The following is a 15,937-nucleotide window of genomic DNA, read 5'->3' on the forward strand; positions in this document are numbered from 1 at the left end:
CTTGCTCCCTCACCACAAGAAGCAGTCATTCGTTAACCAACAATCCCGCGAACAATGAAGTACAGCAACGAAGGCCCAAGCAAGCACCCCAGCCCGGTGTGGAACGTCGCCGTCAGCGCGCCATACGGCACCAGCCGCCGATCCGTCGCCGCCAACCCGGCGGTCACACCGCTGACAGTCCCGGCCAACCCACCAAACACCATCGCCGAGCGCGGGTTATCCAGGCCCATCCAGCGCGCCGCCACCGGCGTGCCGACCATCACCAGAATCGCCTTGATCAACCCGGTGGCAATCGACAGCGCCATCACATCGGATGAGGCACCAATCGCAGCACCCGTCACCGGCCCGACGATGTACGTCACCGCGCCTGCGCCAATGGTGGTCATGCTGATCGCATCGCGATAACCGAACACCCAGGCAATGCTCGCCCCGACAATGAACGGCAGAATCGTGCCCAGCAGCAGCGCGATGACGCCAATCATCCCGGCCTTTTTCGCTTCGGTGGCCTGCACCTCGAACGCCGTGGCAACGATGGCGAAGTCACGCAGCATGGCGCCGCCCATCAAGCCGATGCCGGAAAACAGTGACAGATCCGCCAGGCCTTTTTGCCCGCCGGTCATGGTGCCGCCAACCCAGGCCAGCACCAGGCCGATGACGATGGCAATCGCCGAGCCGTGAATCCGCCCGAAAGTCAGGCGCTTGGACAGAATCACCGACACCCACATGATTACGCCAACAAACGCGAATGCCGTGACCAGACTGTTATTTACCAGGCCTTTCTCAATGAGTTCCCACATATCAGCGACCTCCTACTGGCGTGCCGACCGGTGTTATGTCCACCGGTTCATCGGGCAAGGGTTCGCCTTTGTGGGTCCGGCTGATCAACGCAATGGTGCAGCCGCAGAGCACCACCGAACCGATCGCCGCCAGCACCGCCACCGGGCCGCCGTGCAGGGCGGTGACGACGTTCTGTTGCGCCGCCATGGCAACCACCACCGGAATGTACATGGCGCCCCAGAAGCCGACGCCCATCTCGCAATCCTTGGTCATGCCGCCGCGTTTTTGCATCCACAACCGCGCGCAAATCAGCAGGATCATCGCGATCCCGACCCCGCCGACGTTGGATTTCACACCCAGCAACACGCCGAGCATGTCACCCATGATCACCCCTGCCAGCGTACAGATCGCCAACAGCGCCACACCGTAAATAATCATTGTTGTAGTCCTCAAAGTGCATCGTCGGAATTGTTGTTTTTGTAGTTCGCAACCTGAGTCGGTGATCTAGGGTTGGCGGCTTCCCTCCTCACGCAACAGCGCCTGCAAGGTATCGAGCCGTGCACCGTCGAAGGCAATCACGGTGCCCTGCTCGAACACCCGGCGCGCCAGCCCGGTCAACACCGCACCGGGCGGCAGTTCGATTTGTAGACGCACGCCGCGCTCGTAAGCGCTTTGCACCGTACCGCGCCAATCGACGACGCGGCACATGTTGAACGCCAAATCATCGCGCAAGGCATCAGTATTGATGACGGGGCGTGCGCGGCTGCCGCTCAGGTAACCCAGGGTCGGCGTTTTCAATTGCACCCTGGCGAACGCTTCGGCCAAGGTCTTTGCGGGAACTTCCAGCAGCGGACAATGGGACGGCACGCTGACCGCCAAGCGCTTGGCCAGACCGGCGCCACGACCTTTCGCCAATTCGGCAACCGCTTTCATCGCAGCATCGCTGCCGGCGATCACCACCTGGTTATCGGCATTGATGTTGGCCAGGTAAACCGGCGTGTCGACGCTGTGAACCTGCGCCAGCAACCCTTCCACCGTCGCCAGTTCCAGCCCGATGATCGCGGTCATGCCATAGCCCTGAGGATAAGCCTGCTGCATCAGCTCACCGCGCAGGCTGACCAGATGCAGCGCATCACTGAAACTCAAGGCGCCCGCAACCACCGCCGCCGGATAGGCACCGATGGACAGTCCCGCCACGTAATCCGGTGCCATTGATAACTGACGCGAAGCGGCGACGCCGGCAATCAGCAGGCACAGCTGAACCGCCCTTGTCGACTGCAACGCCTCGGCAGAATCGAGCAGCAAGACGTCTTCGCCAAGCACCTCGCTCGCCTCGATCAGCGTTTCCCGAGGTAAACGATGAAGCATGCCCGGCTGCTGCGCGCCCTGACCGGGGAACACCAGCAAGCTGCTCACGCTGCTTGCTCCTGCGGGTTCCACGGATCGGACACCAGACACGCTTCATGGGCGTTCTTGAGTAGAACCCGTTGCGACGGGCCAGCCCATTCGCGCAGGGCAACAGCGCCACTTGGCGTCTGCAACTGCACGTCCACCAGACACTCGGCGCTGCCGAGAAGCGTCATCAATGCCCGCGCTTGAGTACGGCTCAACGGCTGCGGTGTACGCAGGATCAAGTCGAGATCGCTGCGCTCATGGAGCGCCGTAAAACCGCTGGCCAATTCGAACCCGGCGCTGCCGCTGACACCCCACACCCAACCGCAGGCGTCGAGCATCGGACGCAGTTGCGCCAGCGCTCGCAGGCTCGGCAGCTTGCGAGTGCTCTCGACATGACAGAGGTCTTCCGGCCGTACCTGATGCGAAATCGCAGCAACGGCCATCGACGTTGCATAACGCTGTTCGCGCAAGCGTCCACGCACCCCGACTGCGACCTGATTCGAAGCGGTTATCGCACGCCGAACCACCACCGGCTGACCCGCGCTGATCGACTCGACCACCCACCCAGGCGCATCCGCCGGCAACTGCTCCGGGGTCATCCCCCAGAGCAGGTCGTGGGCCAGAAACGTGTTCACCACTGCGCTCTCAGCAGTTGGCGAACCTTGCTCGACGCGGCGCGGTTACTCGCGCCCAAGCGGCTGCTCAGATCGCGACCGCTGGTAGCGACATCGCCAATCGCCTGGTGCAGACACTCCGTCACGCGAGCCAGATCCGCCGTCGTCGGCTGCTCGATCTGCTCCACCGACAAGGTTTCCCAGAGCAAACCCAGGCTGGCGAAGCTGTCGATGTCATAGGCCATCGGCGGCACGCTGGCGGCCAGGGCTTCAAGCTCTTCGACACTGCGCAACGTCACCCGCGCCGCCGAAGCCTTGCCCATCGCATGCACCATCACACCCGGATCGCGCAACGCGATCAGCCGGTTGGCCTGATAACCATGAGCGAGAAACGCCCCGGACATCGCCTTGCCCACCAGCAAACCGATCACCGCATGGCCGGCCAGTCGGGCGCGGGCATAACTGTCCGCCGCACCGGCCAACGCCTGATGAATGCCGAGCGCTTCTTCGCGCCGACCGTAAGCCTGGCTCGGCACATCGACGATGGCGATCAACGCCCGTTTGTGCGGTTTATCCCGATCGGCTTCGATCACCTCATCCACCGATTTAGCCAGCCCCCAACCTTCCAGCAGACCCACCTCGCCATTGCGGGCGCGGGCGAAGCGGTTGTCGGGGTCGGCCACCACCGCAATCAATCGCACGGGCTGATCGCCCAGTACACCGTCGGCAACTTTCAACGAAGCCGGCAAACCCTCGACCGATTTCGCGCCAGCGCTCAAGGCGTTGAACCAGTTCAGGCCTCTCAGGGAATACGAACTCATGAGCGCTCTCCTTGATACAGATCGCGAACCGTCGCCGGCTCGATTTGCGGTTCGGCGTCCAGACGGGCCAGCCGTTGCAGGAACCATTCGGCTTGGCGACTACGTTGTTGCTCCGGCAAACCTTGCTTGAGCAATTCGCCGACCTGCTGCTGAATCTGCGCCACGTCGTCCTCGACATAGCGATCCACCAAGCCACTGGCGAACCGTTGCTCACCGCCGGTCAGGCTCCAGATAAACGGGCGATCACGGGAGTCGTATTCCTCAAGCCCGGCTTCCTGCTCGATCACCTGCGGGCCGTTGAGTCCAAGGCGTGCTTCCTGGGTGACCAGTAAGTAGCTGCACAACCCGGCAGCAATCGACATCCCACCAAAACAGCCGACGCTGCCGGCGACCACGCCGATTACCGGTTGGTACTGGCGCAAATCGACGATCGCCGCATGAATATCGGCAATCGCCGCCAGCCCGAGATTGGCTTCCTGCAAACGCACGCCGCCGGTTTCCAGCAGCAACACGGCGCAAGTGGCAATGCCTTTGCGGTTGTCCTCGGCGGCCAGTTCCAGCGCACCGGCAATCTTCGCCCCGCCGACTTCACCCAGGCTGCCGCCCTGAAACGCGCCTTCGATGGCCGCGATCACCACCGGCAAACCGCCAATGCTGCCCTTGGCGATCACCACCCCGTCATCGGCTTGCGGCACCACGCCCTGGCGCGACAGCCATGGCGACATGACGCGCTGAAACGGGTCGAGCAGTTCACGAAAAGTGCCGGCATCGAGCAGCGCTTTTGCCCGTTGCCGGGCACCGAGTTCGACGAAGCTCTGCCTTTCAAGGAATGGGTTGAGAAGTGCTGCGCTGTCAGTCATGGCCAATCTCCTCAAAGCCCTGTTCCAGACGCAAGCGCACCACGCCAGGGGTGGCGCCGAAATCGTGGATATCGATCGCCATCGCGGGCGGTGTCTGGCCATCGAACATCCGTGCGAACAGATGCTGCCAGCGTTGTTCACTGCCATTGACCGAGGTCTGCACCTGGATCGTCAATTTGCCCGCCAGCCCCGGCTCGATCAGCACTTCCAGATCGCCCGAGCCCACACAGCCCACCAGCGCCCTGCCCCGTGGCGGCTGCCCAGCGGGGAATTCAAAGGATAAGGTTTCCATCAAAACGCTCCCTGGAAGATGCCGTCGCACGACTCAATGCGGTCGATGAACAGACAGGCTGCGAGCAAGTCCGCAGCGCCGCCGGGCGAGGCATTCAACGCGATTAATTGTTGGTCCAGCTCATGCAAACGACGGCGACCGGCGAGGCTGGCGCTGCCGCCGGCGTCGAGCACGGCTTGCGCGCCGAATTGCATGGTGTGCAGGCCGGTTTCGCCTGCGCGGTAAAGGACGCAGGTGTCGGCCAGTGTCGTCATGATCGCCAGCAAGGCATCGAGCCGGGCGTTCTGTTCGCCATGGCCGGTAGCGCGGCTGCGTTTGAGTTGCGGCAGTGCGCGTTGAATCACCGCCGGGAAACCGAGCTGTGCCTCTTCACGGGCACCGCGTGCGCCGTAGCGTTGGGCGACCTGGGCACCGTGGCTGAAAGGACGTGGCGAGTAACGGTCGTCGAGCAAGGCCAGGCGTGCAGCGCGCAAAGCGATTGAGCTTGCGGCACAGGATTCAGGTTCCAGCGCGACGACTGTGACCAGAAGCCCCAAGGCCCAGATCGCCCCACGATGGGTGTTCACACCGCCTGTAGTAGCGAGCATCACTTGCTCGCCTTCACGACCAATGCACCCGACAGCTTCACGCAGGGGCAGGCCGACTTCGCCGAACTCGATGGCCGCGTCCGCCATTGCCTTGAACGCCGGCCACAGGGACAACGCCGAAGCGTGCATCAGCCCAAGGTGCAAATCGGTGTGCGCACCATTGCCGCGACGGTCCACTAGCGCCGGTTTCGGCGACAGGTCCGCTTCGTCGATCAGCGCGTCCACCGCCAGGTCCGCCAGCCGTTCGGGCATCGACAAGGGCTGGGTTAACGTTCTCGGTTGCAGGTTGAATGCGTGCATTACCAGCTCCTGAACTTGGCGGGCGGGTTGTAGAGGCCACCGGACCACTCCACCAGATCGGCCACGCTTTTCGCAGCGAGCAGTTCGCGAGTGGCGTCGGTACGGCGGATGCCGAGGTCTTCGGGCAAGGCGATCAGGCCTTCGCGGCGCATGCGCGCGGTGTCTTTGGGGTTGTGGCGCAAGCCGATGGCGGTCACCCCGGCGACAGCAGCGATCATCGCCTGGCGCTCTTCGAGGGAGCGGGCCTTGTACAAGTAGGCGATGCCTTCTTCGGTGAGCAGATGGGTGACGTCGTCGCCATAGATCATGATCGGCGCCAGCGGCATGCCGCTTTTCTTCGCCACCTCCACCGCGTCTAGGGTTTCGACGAAGGTCGGTTTACCGCCCTCCTGGAAGGTCTCGACCATCTGCACCACGAGCTTCTTGCCGCGTTCGAGCATCGGCTCGGCCACGTCGGTGTGGCGCATGTCGAGCCAGGCTGGCGTGCCGTGACGACGCCCGCGCGGGTCGTGCCCCATGTTCGGCGCGCCACCGAAACCGGCCAGGCGACCGCGAGTTACTGTCGAAGAATGACCGTCGCCATCGACTTGCAAGGTCGCGCCGATGAACAGGTCCACCGCGTATTGCCCGGCGAGCTGACTGAACATCCGGTTGGAGCGCAGGGAGCCATCGCGGCCGGTGAAGAACACATCAGGCCGGGCGGCGATGTAGTTTTCCATGCCCAGTTCGGTGCCGAAGCAATGCACGCTTTCGACCCAGCCACTTTCGATGGCCGGAATCAGGGTTGGATGCGGATTGAGCGTCCAGTTGCGGCAGATCTTGCCCTTGAGGCCGAGGGACTCGCCGTAAGTCGGTAGGATCAGTTCGATGGCGGCGGTGTTGAAGCCGATGCCGTGGTTCAGCGACTGGACGTTGTGTTTTTCGTAGATCCCGCGGATCGCCATCATCGCCATCAATACGTGCACAGGCTTGATGTGGCGTGGGTCGCGGGTGAACAGCGGCTCAATGTAAAACGGCTTGTCCGCCACCACCACGAAATCGACCCAGGACGCGGGGATATCCACGCGAGGCAGGTCGCTGACATCGTCCACCAGTTGATTGACCTGGACGATGACAATGCCGTCGCTGAAGGCCGCCGGTTCGATCAACGCCGGGGTGTCTTCGGTACTTGGGCCGGTGTAGATGTTGCCGGCGCGGTCGGCCATGAAACCGGCCGAGAGCACGACGTTGGGAGTCAGGTCCACCACCAGCCGCGCATAGAGCTCGATGTAGGTGTGGATCGCGCCGATTTCCAGCAAACCGTCTTCGAGCAACTGGCTGATGCGCAGGCTTTGGGTACCGGCGAACGAGAAATCGAGCTTGCGCGCGATACCGCGTTCAAACAGATCCAGGTGTTCGGAGCGCCCGACGCTGGGCATGATCATGTGCAAATCATGCAGCTTGCCCGGATCGGCCTTGGCCAGGGAGCGGGACAGGAAATCCGCCTGCTTCTGGTTATTGCCCTCCAGCACCACACGGTCGCCAGGCAGGATCAACGCCTCCAGCGCTGCCACGATCTTGTCGGTGGGCAACACCACACCGTCGGCAAGCCCCTTCACCAATTCGAGACGCCGCTGCTTTTCGCTGCGCCGCCGCGTCCATCGCGAGTCGGGGGATATTGTTGTTGTCATGACCACTCCACGGGTTCGCTGTCGTGGGAGTCACCTTAGGAGTGTTGGGGGCGGGGCATCAATCAAGCGGAGTGTTGGATCGTTACGGTCAGGGTAATGGTTGATCGTTCCCACGCTCTGCGTGGGAATGCCTCAACGGACGCTCCGCGTTCGGCTCTTGGGACGCAGAGCGCCCCGGGCTGCATTCCTTTGCTGCGCGTGGGAACGATCAGGTCCGCGATGAACTGAAGGATGCCATCTGTTCCTGCACTCGAATCAGAAGCTGCCCGGTGCTTTCCAATAGCTGCGCCAATAACGCCGGATCTTCATCCATATAGCCTTCGTATTCCGCCAGGTTTCGTCGCTCATGACACAGGGCGAATAGCCGAACCTGTACTTTGCCAATATCAGCGGTATGAACCAGGCACTGAAACACCAGATAGCGTTTGTCCGAACGGTAGCCGCACAAGCGAAGAGCCGTCAGTGCAAGGGCATGGGCAGCGTTGTAAGCCAGGTCGAAACGACTCGCGAAGGAAAGCGAAGACGTTTGGGCGTCTTTCAATCGATCCACAGCCGAACGCATCAGCCCTTCGCATTCCTTGCGATCCGGCGGCTCAGCTTTCAGTCCACCACTACGTAACAGGTTTTCCAGGTTCTCGTTGCTGCCCATCCTTGGACTCCAAAGGGTTTCCCCCCATCAGATTGATCTTGTCCTGCTGCGCTACCCGCACGACAAAGCTGTTTTCAGCCGCCAGTTTTGCGGCCCAGTCTTCAGGGGTGTAGAGCGTCGGGTTGAGAGTGCGGCCCAGTTGTTCTTCCATAGGCATGAGCCGCTCCATCACTTCACTGTAGTGCAGGCCCTCGCCGATCAGCATGAGATCAATGTCACTGGATGCGTTTGCCTGATCCTTGGCGATAGAGCCGTACACAAATGCCCAAGTGATCTGTGCGACAAAGGGTTGGAGCGCCTGACGCAGAGGCTCGGCAATACCAAAGGTTTTGCGGGCGATGCCCAGCAGTTCGGCATAGATCGGGCAGTCGGGATTGGCTTGATAGTGGGTCTGGTTGCCCTGACGGGTCATGGTCAGCACGCCTGCCCGCTGCAACCGATCCAGCTCGCGCATGAGACTGCCTTTACCCACTTGAGCCCAGCGGGCGATCTCGTTGGCGTAAAAACTTCGGTCGGGTTTACCAAACAGCAGGCCGAGCACTTTTTGCTGGGTGGTGGTGAACAAGGCTTCGCTCAATGACAGGTTTTTCACGGCAACGACCGATAAGTCCCAAAAAAGGAACGATAGGTCCCTTTTTGGGAATCTTCAACCCAATGCAGAAACCTTTGTGGCGAGGTCCGACCGCTTGGGGTTTTGTGTTTAAAAGTTTGTCCGCAGTAACGGTGCGAGGCTACACAACCTTGCGTCGTGACCTACAGCAATGCCGGAACCCGCTGACTGGTGCGGTTTTGCGTTGATCTTTATCGTTTGGGGGTCGCTGCAAACTCAGCGACCGGGATTGGAACCCCGTGGTGTTAACGAGGCAAAAGCGCCTTTCATAACGTATGCTTGCGCACCTTTAATGTGTGCACTCCGTTATGGCGGCTGTGCGCGGGAGACCTTCGGGTCTGTCGGGTTTTGTCCGTTTGCCCGGGTTCCAGCCCGCGTACAGCTGCCACCCCTTCGATTGGAACCCGATGGAGCAGCTGAAACTCATTAAATGGAGCTTCACTATGTTCAAAGCTACTCCCAACCCCCCGGAAACCGGCGTCGATTCCCAAGCTTCCCTCGAAGCCGAGAAACTCAAGGAAGCCGCCGACCGCGCCTTCTCCCATTACTTCCCGCCACCCCACGAAAAACCGGCCAAACGCCGTAAATCCCGCCTCTTCAGCGTCTCCCCCGACATCGACACCGAAGCCCTTCTGGCCAATGCCTCCGAAGACCTGCTGTCTATCAGCGCCATTGCTGCTGACCTCGCGGACGATGTGGAAGGCTCACGTCGCTCTGTAGCCTTGGCGCTCAGCCGTTTGGCAGATGGCGTGCAGTTGTTGGTGGAGCGGGTGCTGGATCATCATGAGTCGTTGCAGATGAAGGCTCGGGCCGGGGTTTAGCGCACACCCCCCTGTGGCGAGGGAGCTTGCTCCCGTTCGGCTGCGAAGCAGTCGTAAAACCATTGTTCTTGGTGTACCTGACACACATCGATGACAGGTTTTGGGGCCGCTTCGCGACCCAGCGGGAGCAAGCTCCCTCGCCACAGGGTCCGGTCAGACCAGACCCGCACTTACAAGCAACTCCTCCAGCGCGAGCAAGTCAGGCACCTTGGCCACTTGCTCCCCCACCTGCACCGCCGCCTTTTCCAGCGAACACAACGGCACATCCACATAGCTCAACTGACTGTCGAGTTTGTAAGAACGTGGAATTCCCTGCACCAGCAGCGCAATGAACTTCAACTCAGGCCGCCCGCCAAGGGCATTGAGGATGACGATCCGCGCCCGTTCCCCGATCACCACTTTGCTGCCACACGCCGACTCGAAACTGAGCAGTGGAATCTGCCGTTCGCGCCAGGTCACCCGCCCCAGGTACCACGGCGGTGTATCGAGATCGAAAGCCCCCGGCTGATAGTCGATGAGTTCAGCGACGGCGACGTTGGGCAGGATCAGGTTGCGGTCGGCCAGGGGCAGCAGCAAGCCGGTAAGGTTGCTGGAGCGGTGTTCATGCATGGATTTTGCTCCAGCGGGCGATGCTGTCGAGCAGCACCGATTCCTGATACGGCTTGCCGAGGTAGTCGTTGACGCCGATGGCCATGGCGCGGTCGCGGTGTTTTTGACCGGTGCGGGAGGTGATCATGATGATCGGCAGATGTTGCAAGCGTTCATCGGCGCGCACCTGGGTCGCCACTTCGAAGCCGTCCATGCGTGGCATTTCGATGTCCAGCAGCATCAGGTCGGGCATGTGCTCTTCGAGCAGCAGCATGGCGTCGACACCGTCCTTGGCGGTCAGTACGTTCATGCCGTGGCGCTCCAGCAGACGGCTGGTGACCTTGCGCACGGTGACCGAATCGTCGACCACCAGCACCAGCAACGGCCGTTGCGCCTCGGGCTCTACGTCCTGCGTCACCGGTCGTTGCGGCACCTGCGCTTGCATCGCGCGGATCGGTGCCAGCAAGTCGAGAATCAGCACCACCCGACCATCGCCGAGAATCGTCGCACCGGACAAACCCTGCACTGCGGCAAATTGCGGGCCGAGGCTTTTGACCACGATTTCCCGGGTGCCGGCCATGGCGTCCACCTGCACCGCAACGTGCCGCTCGTTGCACTGCACCAGCAATACCGGCAACGGCAGGCTCTGGCCCAGCAGTTTCGGGCGGGTGCTGGTTTTCAGCAGATCGCCGAGGTAGCACAGCTCATAGCGTTGCCCGGCGTATTCGTAGCTCGGTGGATCGAGCCGGTAGTGCCCTTCGAGTTCGTTGGGCAGCACGCGAACGATGCCGTCGATGGTGTTCAGCGGGATCGCGTATTGATCCTCCCCGCATTGCACCATCAGCGCGCGGTTGACCGACACCGTGAACGGCAGGCGAATCCGGAAATGCACGCCCTGCCCCAAAGTCGAGTCGATGCTCATGGTCCCGCCGAGCTGCCGGACTTCTTCGTGAACCACGTCCATGCCGACGCCACGCCCGGAAATCTGGGTGATTTTCTCGGCGGTGGAGAACCCCGGTTGCAGGATGAATTGCAGCACGTCGCGGTCGCTGATGTCGCTGTCCGGGGCGAGCAGCCCGCGCTTGATCGCCTTGCGCCGCACGGCGTCCAGCGGCACGCCGGCACCGTCGTCGCAGATGTCGAAAATGATGTCACCGCCCTCTCGCGACAAATCGAGGGTGATCTTGCCTTGAGCCGGTTTACCGGCCGCGATCCGCACCTCGGCCGATTCCAGCCCATGGTCGACGGCGTTGCGCAGCATGTGTTCCAGCGGCGCGGCCATACGTTCGAGGACATTGCGGTCCATCTCGCCTTCGGCGTTGCCGACAACGAAGTCCACGTCCTTGCCCAGTTCGCTGGAAACCTGACGGACGATGCGCTTCAAACGCGGCAGCATTCGCTCGAACGGCACCATGCGCGTGCGCATCAGGCCTTCCTGCAATTCGGTGTTGATGCGGCCCTGCTGTTGCAGCAGGTTTTCCGCATCCTGATTGCGCCGGTCGAGGGTTTCCTTGAGGTCGAGCAGGTCGGAGGCCGATTCGAACAACGCCCGCGACAGCTGTTGCAACTGCGAGTGACGGTCCATCTCCAGCGGGTCGAACTCTTCGTAGCCCAAGCGCTCGGCCTCGACTTGCTGACGACTGAGAATCCGCCCCTGGGTTTCGGTATCGAGGCGGCGCAACTGGTCGCGCATACGCTCGATGGTTGTTTCCATCTCGCTCAGGGCTACTCGTGCATCGTTGACCTGTTGTTCGATACGGCCACGAAAGATCGAAGTCTCCCCGGCGAGGTTGACCAGGTCGTCGAGCAACTCCGCCGAGACCTTGACCGTGTCGGCGCCTTCGGGTTGCAGCGTGGCTGGCTCGGCTTTGGGTGCTGCGGGCATCGCCACCGGTGTCGGTGTTTCGGGCACCGCCGGATGGCTGAAATTCTTGATTGCCTCGATCAGCCGATCGGCCGGTGGCAGTGGCTGACCGGCGCGGGTGGCGTCGAGCATCTGCGCCAGTCGGTCATGGCTGCTCTGCAACAACGTGAACAGCGCCGCAGTCGGTTGCAGCACGCCAGCGGACAAGCCTTCGTAGAGGAATTCCAGCTCATGGGCCAGGTCGCCGATCGGCGCGATTTCGACCATTCGCGCGCCCCCCTTGAGGGTGTGCAGGTCGCGCAGCAGAGTTTCCACTTCCTGACGATTCGAAGGCTCGGCCTGCCAGCGCAACAGCGCCGCGCCGGAGTTTTCAATGATGTCGAAACCTTCTTCGAGGAAGATCTCCAGAAGCTCTGAATCATGGCTCGCTGAATCGTTGCTGGCCGCAGGTTCAATCACGTCCGCACTGCCGGCATTGCCCACGCGAAACTCACGAATGGCCTCGATCAATTCGCCCGGGTCACCCAACGGACGGTTGTGCTGCAACTGCTCGAGGAACTCGGCCAGTCGGTCATGGCTCTGTTGCAGCAACTGCGCCAGCGCTTCGCTGTGGCTGTAACGGCGGTCCACCAGGCCCTCGTAAAGGCTTTCCAGCTCATGGGCCAGATCGCCGACCGGCTCGACCTCGGCCATCCGCGCTCCGCCCTTGAGGGTGTGCAAGTCGCGCTGCAAGGACAATAGCGGTGCGGCGTTATCCGGGTCACCCAACCAGCGCTGCAAGGCCTGGCCGGCGCTGTCGAGGATATCCACCGCCTCCTCAAGAAAGATCGAAACGATTTCGTCGTCCAGATCTACCTGCGTCGCGGCCTGCTCCATTTCGGCCGTGGCGCTGCCCAGTTCCCGAATGCTCAGGGTGCGGCTGCCGTCACTTCGAATCAGGCCCATGGAGGATGGGTCGAGACTCTCATCCAGCAAGTCGCGCAAGGCCCTGACCCGCTGCGGTTGCGCGGTGACTTCCTGGCCGGCGGCCAACTCGTCGAGCATGTTGATCAGCGCTTCGTGGGCACTTTGCGCCTCGTGGAAAAACCTGTCGCTGACCGCCAGGCTGCTTTCTTCCACAGCGCCATAGAGATCGAGCAAGGCTTCACAAAGTTCGTCCACCGGATGCAGGTCGGCCAGGTGCGCACCTTCGCCGAGGGTGGTCAATTCATCCAGCAGCGCGCTGAGTTCCTGGCGCTCGCCGGGATGCTGCTGCCAGCGCTGCAACAGGCTTTCGGCATCCAGCAGGATGTCCATGCCCTGGGCGAGGAAGTTGTTGATCAGTTGCGGATCGCGCTTGATCCGCAACCCCGTATTGGGCGCGCTCGACAGGCTTTGCAGACGTTCGGCCAGCAATGTCCGCGTGCGTTCAATCAACGAACGGGCGCCGGGGATTTCAGCCAGCGGATCGCTCTTGAGCTGTCGCAGCCCCAGGCGGAACAAACCTTCGGCTTCCAGCAGCAATTCGACTTCGTCCAGGTCGAGGGCAATCCGGTGAGCCTTGTATTCCCGGGCCAATTGATCCAGCGACGCCGCCAGCTCGGCAATCGGCAACACGCCGGCCATCGAGGCACTGCCCTTGAGGGTGTGCAAGGCTCGCTGCAACTCGTCACTGGCCTGCAGCGGTACGTGCTCGGCGGCCTGATCGAGGAAGCGATTGAGGCTGTTCAAATGGGTTTCGGCTTCGTTGCGGAAGATCTCCAACAACAGTGGATCGAGCGCCGCGACATCCTGCGCGTCCTCATCGGACAGCGGCTCATCGCCCTTGGCGAGGGCATGGGCACGGGCAGCCAGTTGGTCGACATCGTTGCGCTGGCGCTGGGCATGGGCGGCGAACTCGGCCACCAGTTCCGGCAGCAATTTCAGCGTATCGCCCACCAGTTGCTGCACTGCAGGCCCAGGTGCAACGTTGTGTTCAAGCACGCGGTTGAGCAGGTTTTCCACCGCCCAGGCCAGCTCGCCCAGCACCAGCGCACGGACCATTCGGCCACTGCCTTTGAGGGTGTGGAAGGCGCGGCGTAACTCACTCAAAGCCGATGGGCTGTCGGGATTGGCCGACCAGCGCGGCAGATACTCCTGGAGGATTTCCAGAACCTCATCGGTTTCTTCGAGGAAGACTTCCCGCAGCTCATCGTCCACCGGTTCTTCACCGGCGGGCGGCGGCAATAGACTGCCCGGCATAGTCAGTGCGGGTGGATTGACCGACGACACCGGGCTAGCCAACACATCGGCCAGAGACTGAACGATCTCGGGATCATCCAGCTCCTGCATGTCCTGCATGACCAGGGCTTCATTGGGGCTGAGCACATCCTCAAGCATCGGCACATGCTGTTCGCTGGGGAAGAAGCCGAGTGCGGCCAGGCCTTTTTCCGCGACGTCGAGCAGTTGTTCACCGGGCGCTTCGGGGTCGTCGCTGAGGCGCTCCAGGTAATACTCGATGCTGGTGATGACGTCGGCCAGGCTGTCCAGTTGCTGCCAGCCGGGCTGGCCCGGGTCCACCAATAGATGCTCGCGGATGAAACCGTTACAGGCCTCGACCAGGCTCGCCGCGCGGGCCAACGGAATCATCGCCAGCGCACCGCGCACTTGGGTCAGCAACGCCGGCAACGGTTGCAAATACTGACGGTCCCAGTCGGCTTCGATGTAGTCGACGATCATGTCCTTGGCCTGTTGCAGACAGATGCGCGCTTCCTTGATCACGATCTGGTGGATCTGCGTCAGGTCAGTGGTTGGCAGACGGCTGTCTTCCTGGCTTTCCGGCTCCACGGTACCGACCATGCCGGCCAGGGTCGCTTCGACATAAAGCAAGGCCCCGGCGACGTCCATGAGGGTCGCGTCGTTGGGTTCGCGCTGGCCCTGGGCGAGGCTCAGCACCACCGCCAGTTGATCGATGATGACCTTGCGCGGCTGGCCGAAACCGAGCACCGCCAGGGTGTCGGCGATTTGTCGCAGGGGCGCCAGCAGGCTTTCGAGGTCCGAGGTGTGCTGGCGGTCGCTGCGCACGAACAGGTCCAGGCGCTCCTTGACCCGCACCAGCTCTTCGCACAACGCCGCCAATACCGAGCGCATGGCGTCGCGATCAGGGCCGGCCAGCCTTGCCCGTTCTTCATCGACCATCGCACTGTCGGGTAGCGCGTCGTCCAGTGAGTAGCGATCTTTCATGGTCAGCATCTGCCCGGTGGGGTGTTCGGCCTTGGCAATATAGAACAACAAACTCTTGAGCAGCTCTGGCGGTGCCGGTTGATTGATCGCGGGCATGCCTTGTTCGAGCAAGCGCTTGAGTTCTTTGTCGGCGTCCCTGAACAGGCTGCGCAGCGCGGGGCTGTTGGCGATCGAGCCATTGCGCATGCCTTCGACCAGCGCCGAAGCAACGTGCCATAACGGGCTCAGGGGCGCATTGCCGCACAGCCCTTCAAGGCGTGTAAAAACCCTGGCCAGATAAGCCAAGTGGGTTTCGTCATCCTGCTCACGCAGCAAGCCGACCAGCGCCATCTGCAGCATTTGCCGCAACTTGCGCAGCACATTCGGCAAGTCGGACGGCTCCAGCAGCGCCACGGCTTCTTCGCTCAGGGGCGGCAGTTCAGGAAGTTGTGGGCTGAACAGGCTGGTTTCCGACAACAGGCTTTCGCCACGGGCACTGCGCAGGTCGTTGATCAGCGGCAACACCACCAGCGGCAAGTCACGCCGTGCGCCTTGCACCCGGTCGAGGTAAGTCGGCAATTGCCCCAGGGCATGCAGCAGCAGACGGATGGCTTCGTCACGATGGTTGACACGGTTCTGCTGCAAGGCGCTGGTCAGTTGCTCGATCTCTTCGGCGAGCAGCGCCGCGCCGTAGAACTCGACCATCTGCAAACTGCCGTGCACCTGATGGACACAGGCCAGGCACTCACTCAGCGCGTGCGTCGCCTGCGGGTCGTCGATCAGGGTTTCGATCGCCTGATGAGCCTGCTTCAGCGTTTCGGCAATCTCGCCTTTGACCCATTCGAGGGCCACATAGTCGTGCCGATCACCCATAACTACTCCAATCAAATGCATACGCCCTGAGGCGGT

At 62.0% G+C, this 15,937-nt stretch carries 14 protein-coding genes; 1 reads left to right on the forward strand and 13 read right to left on the reverse strand.

All coding sequences use genetic code 11. The features are described 5' to 3' along the window. Positions 1 to 32: 32 nt before the first annotated feature. From madM to ACEN9A_RS27935, 11 genes are all read right to left on the reverse strand, one after another. Positions 33 to 797 (reverse strand): malonate transporter subunit MadM, encoded by a 765-nt coding sequence (gene madM, locus ACEN9A_RS27885; RefSeq protein WP_258671458.1) that lies wholly within the window; start codon positions 795 to 797, stop codon positions 33 to 35. Between the two features lies 1 nt (position 798). Continuing rightward, positions 799 to 1,215: a malonate transporter subunit MadL gene (gene madL / locus ACEN9A_RS27890; RefSeq protein WP_018928727.1), complete on the reverse strand. Its 417-nt coding sequence runs from the start codon at positions 1,213 to 1,215 to the stop codon at positions 799 to 801. Positions 1,216 to 1,281: 66 nt separating this feature from the next. Next, complete coding sequence (mdcH, locus tag ACEN9A_RS27895) at positions 1,282 to 2,193, reverse strand: malonate decarboxylase subunit epsilon (RefSeq protein ID WP_019650243.1); 912 nt, start codon at positions 2,191 to 2,193, stop codon at positions 1,282 to 1,284. Then, positions 2,190 to 2,810: a malonate decarboxylase holo-ACP synthase gene (locus ACEN9A_RS27900; protein ID WP_258671459.1), complete on the reverse strand. Its 621-nt coding sequence runs from the start codon at positions 2,808 to 2,810 to the stop codon at positions 2,190 to 2,192. Before ACEN9A_RS27900 ends, mdcH begins: the two co-directional genes overlap by 4 nt. Beyond that, on the reverse strand, positions 2,804 to 3,607 hold the full coding sequence (mdcE, locus tag ACEN9A_RS27905) for a biotin-independent malonate decarboxylase subunit gamma (RefSeq protein WP_258671461.1): 804 nt from the start codon (positions 3,605 to 3,607) through the stop codon (positions 2,804 to 2,806). The genes ACEN9A_RS27900 and mdcE overlap by 7 nt, the downstream gene beginning before the upstream one ends. Further along, positions 3,604 to 4,467 (reverse strand): biotin-independent malonate decarboxylase subunit beta, encoded by an 864-nt coding sequence (locus ACEN9A_RS27910; RefSeq protein WP_258671462.1) that lies wholly within the window; start codon positions 4,465 to 4,467, stop codon positions 3,604 to 3,606. Before ACEN9A_RS27910 ends, mdcE begins: the two co-directional genes overlap by 4 nt. After that, positions 4,460 to 4,759: a malonate decarboxylase subunit delta gene (locus ACEN9A_RS27915; RefSeq protein WP_007941972.1), complete on the reverse strand. Its 300-nt coding sequence runs from the start codon at positions 4,757 to 4,759 to the stop codon at positions 4,460 to 4,462. The genes ACEN9A_RS27910 and ACEN9A_RS27915 overlap by 8 nt, the downstream gene beginning before the upstream one ends. Continuing rightward, on the reverse strand, positions 4,759 to 5,646 hold the full coding sequence (locus tag ACEN9A_RS27920; RefSeq protein ID WP_258671464.1) for a triphosphoribosyl-dephospho-CoA synthase: 888 nt from the start codon (positions 5,644 to 5,646) through the stop codon (positions 4,759 to 4,761). The genes ACEN9A_RS27915 and ACEN9A_RS27920 overlap by 1 nt, the downstream gene beginning before the upstream one ends. Then, on the reverse strand, positions 5,646 to 7,316 hold the full coding sequence (mdcA, locus tag ACEN9A_RS27925) for a malonate decarboxylase subunit alpha (protein ID WP_258671465.1): 1,671 nt from the start codon (positions 7,314 to 7,316) through the stop codon (positions 5,646 to 5,648). Before mdcA ends, ACEN9A_RS27920 begins: the two co-directional genes overlap by 1 nt. Before the next feature lie 208 nt (positions 7,317 to 7,524). Beyond that, positions 7,525 to 7,965, reverse strand: coding sequence for a hypothetical protein (locus tag ACEN9A_RS27930; protein ID WP_258671466.1), 441 nt, complete (start codon positions 7,963 to 7,965; stop codon positions 7,525 to 7,527). After that, positions 7,928 to 8,557, reverse strand: coding sequence for a nucleotidyltransferase domain-containing protein (locus ACEN9A_RS27935; protein WP_258671467.1), 630 nt, complete (start codon positions 8,555 to 8,557; stop codon positions 7,928 to 7,930). Before ACEN9A_RS27935 ends, ACEN9A_RS27930 begins: the two co-directional genes overlap by 38 nt. A gap of 461 nt (positions 8,558 to 9,018) precedes the next feature. Between ACEN9A_RS27935 and ACEN9A_RS27940 the strand changes: the two genes are divergently transcribed. Next, positions 9,019 to 9,396 carry a DUF6124 family protein gene (locus ACEN9A_RS27940; protein WP_258671468.1) on the forward strand — a complete coding sequence of 126 codons (378 nt, stop codon included), beginning with the start codon at positions 9,019 to 9,021 and terminating at the stop codon, positions 9,394 to 9,396. 153 nt (positions 9,397 to 9,549) lie between these two features. Here the strand turns inward: ACEN9A_RS27940 and ACEN9A_RS27945 are convergent, their stop codons facing one another. Then, positions 9,550 to 10,005: a chemotaxis protein CheW gene (locus ACEN9A_RS27945; protein WP_028939074.1), complete on the reverse strand. Its 456-nt coding sequence runs from the start codon at positions 10,003 to 10,005 to the stop codon at positions 9,550 to 9,552. Then, positions 9,998 to 15,901: an Hpt domain-containing protein gene (locus ACEN9A_RS27950; RefSeq protein WP_258671470.1), complete on the reverse strand. Its 5,904-nt coding sequence runs from the start codon at positions 15,899 to 15,901 to the stop codon at positions 9,998 to 10,000. The genes ACEN9A_RS27945 and ACEN9A_RS27950 overlap by 8 nt, the downstream gene beginning before the upstream one ends. Positions 15,902 to 15,937: the final 36 nt, after the last annotated feature.

This window comes from Pseudomonas sp. Pseusp18, assembly GCF_059506005.1.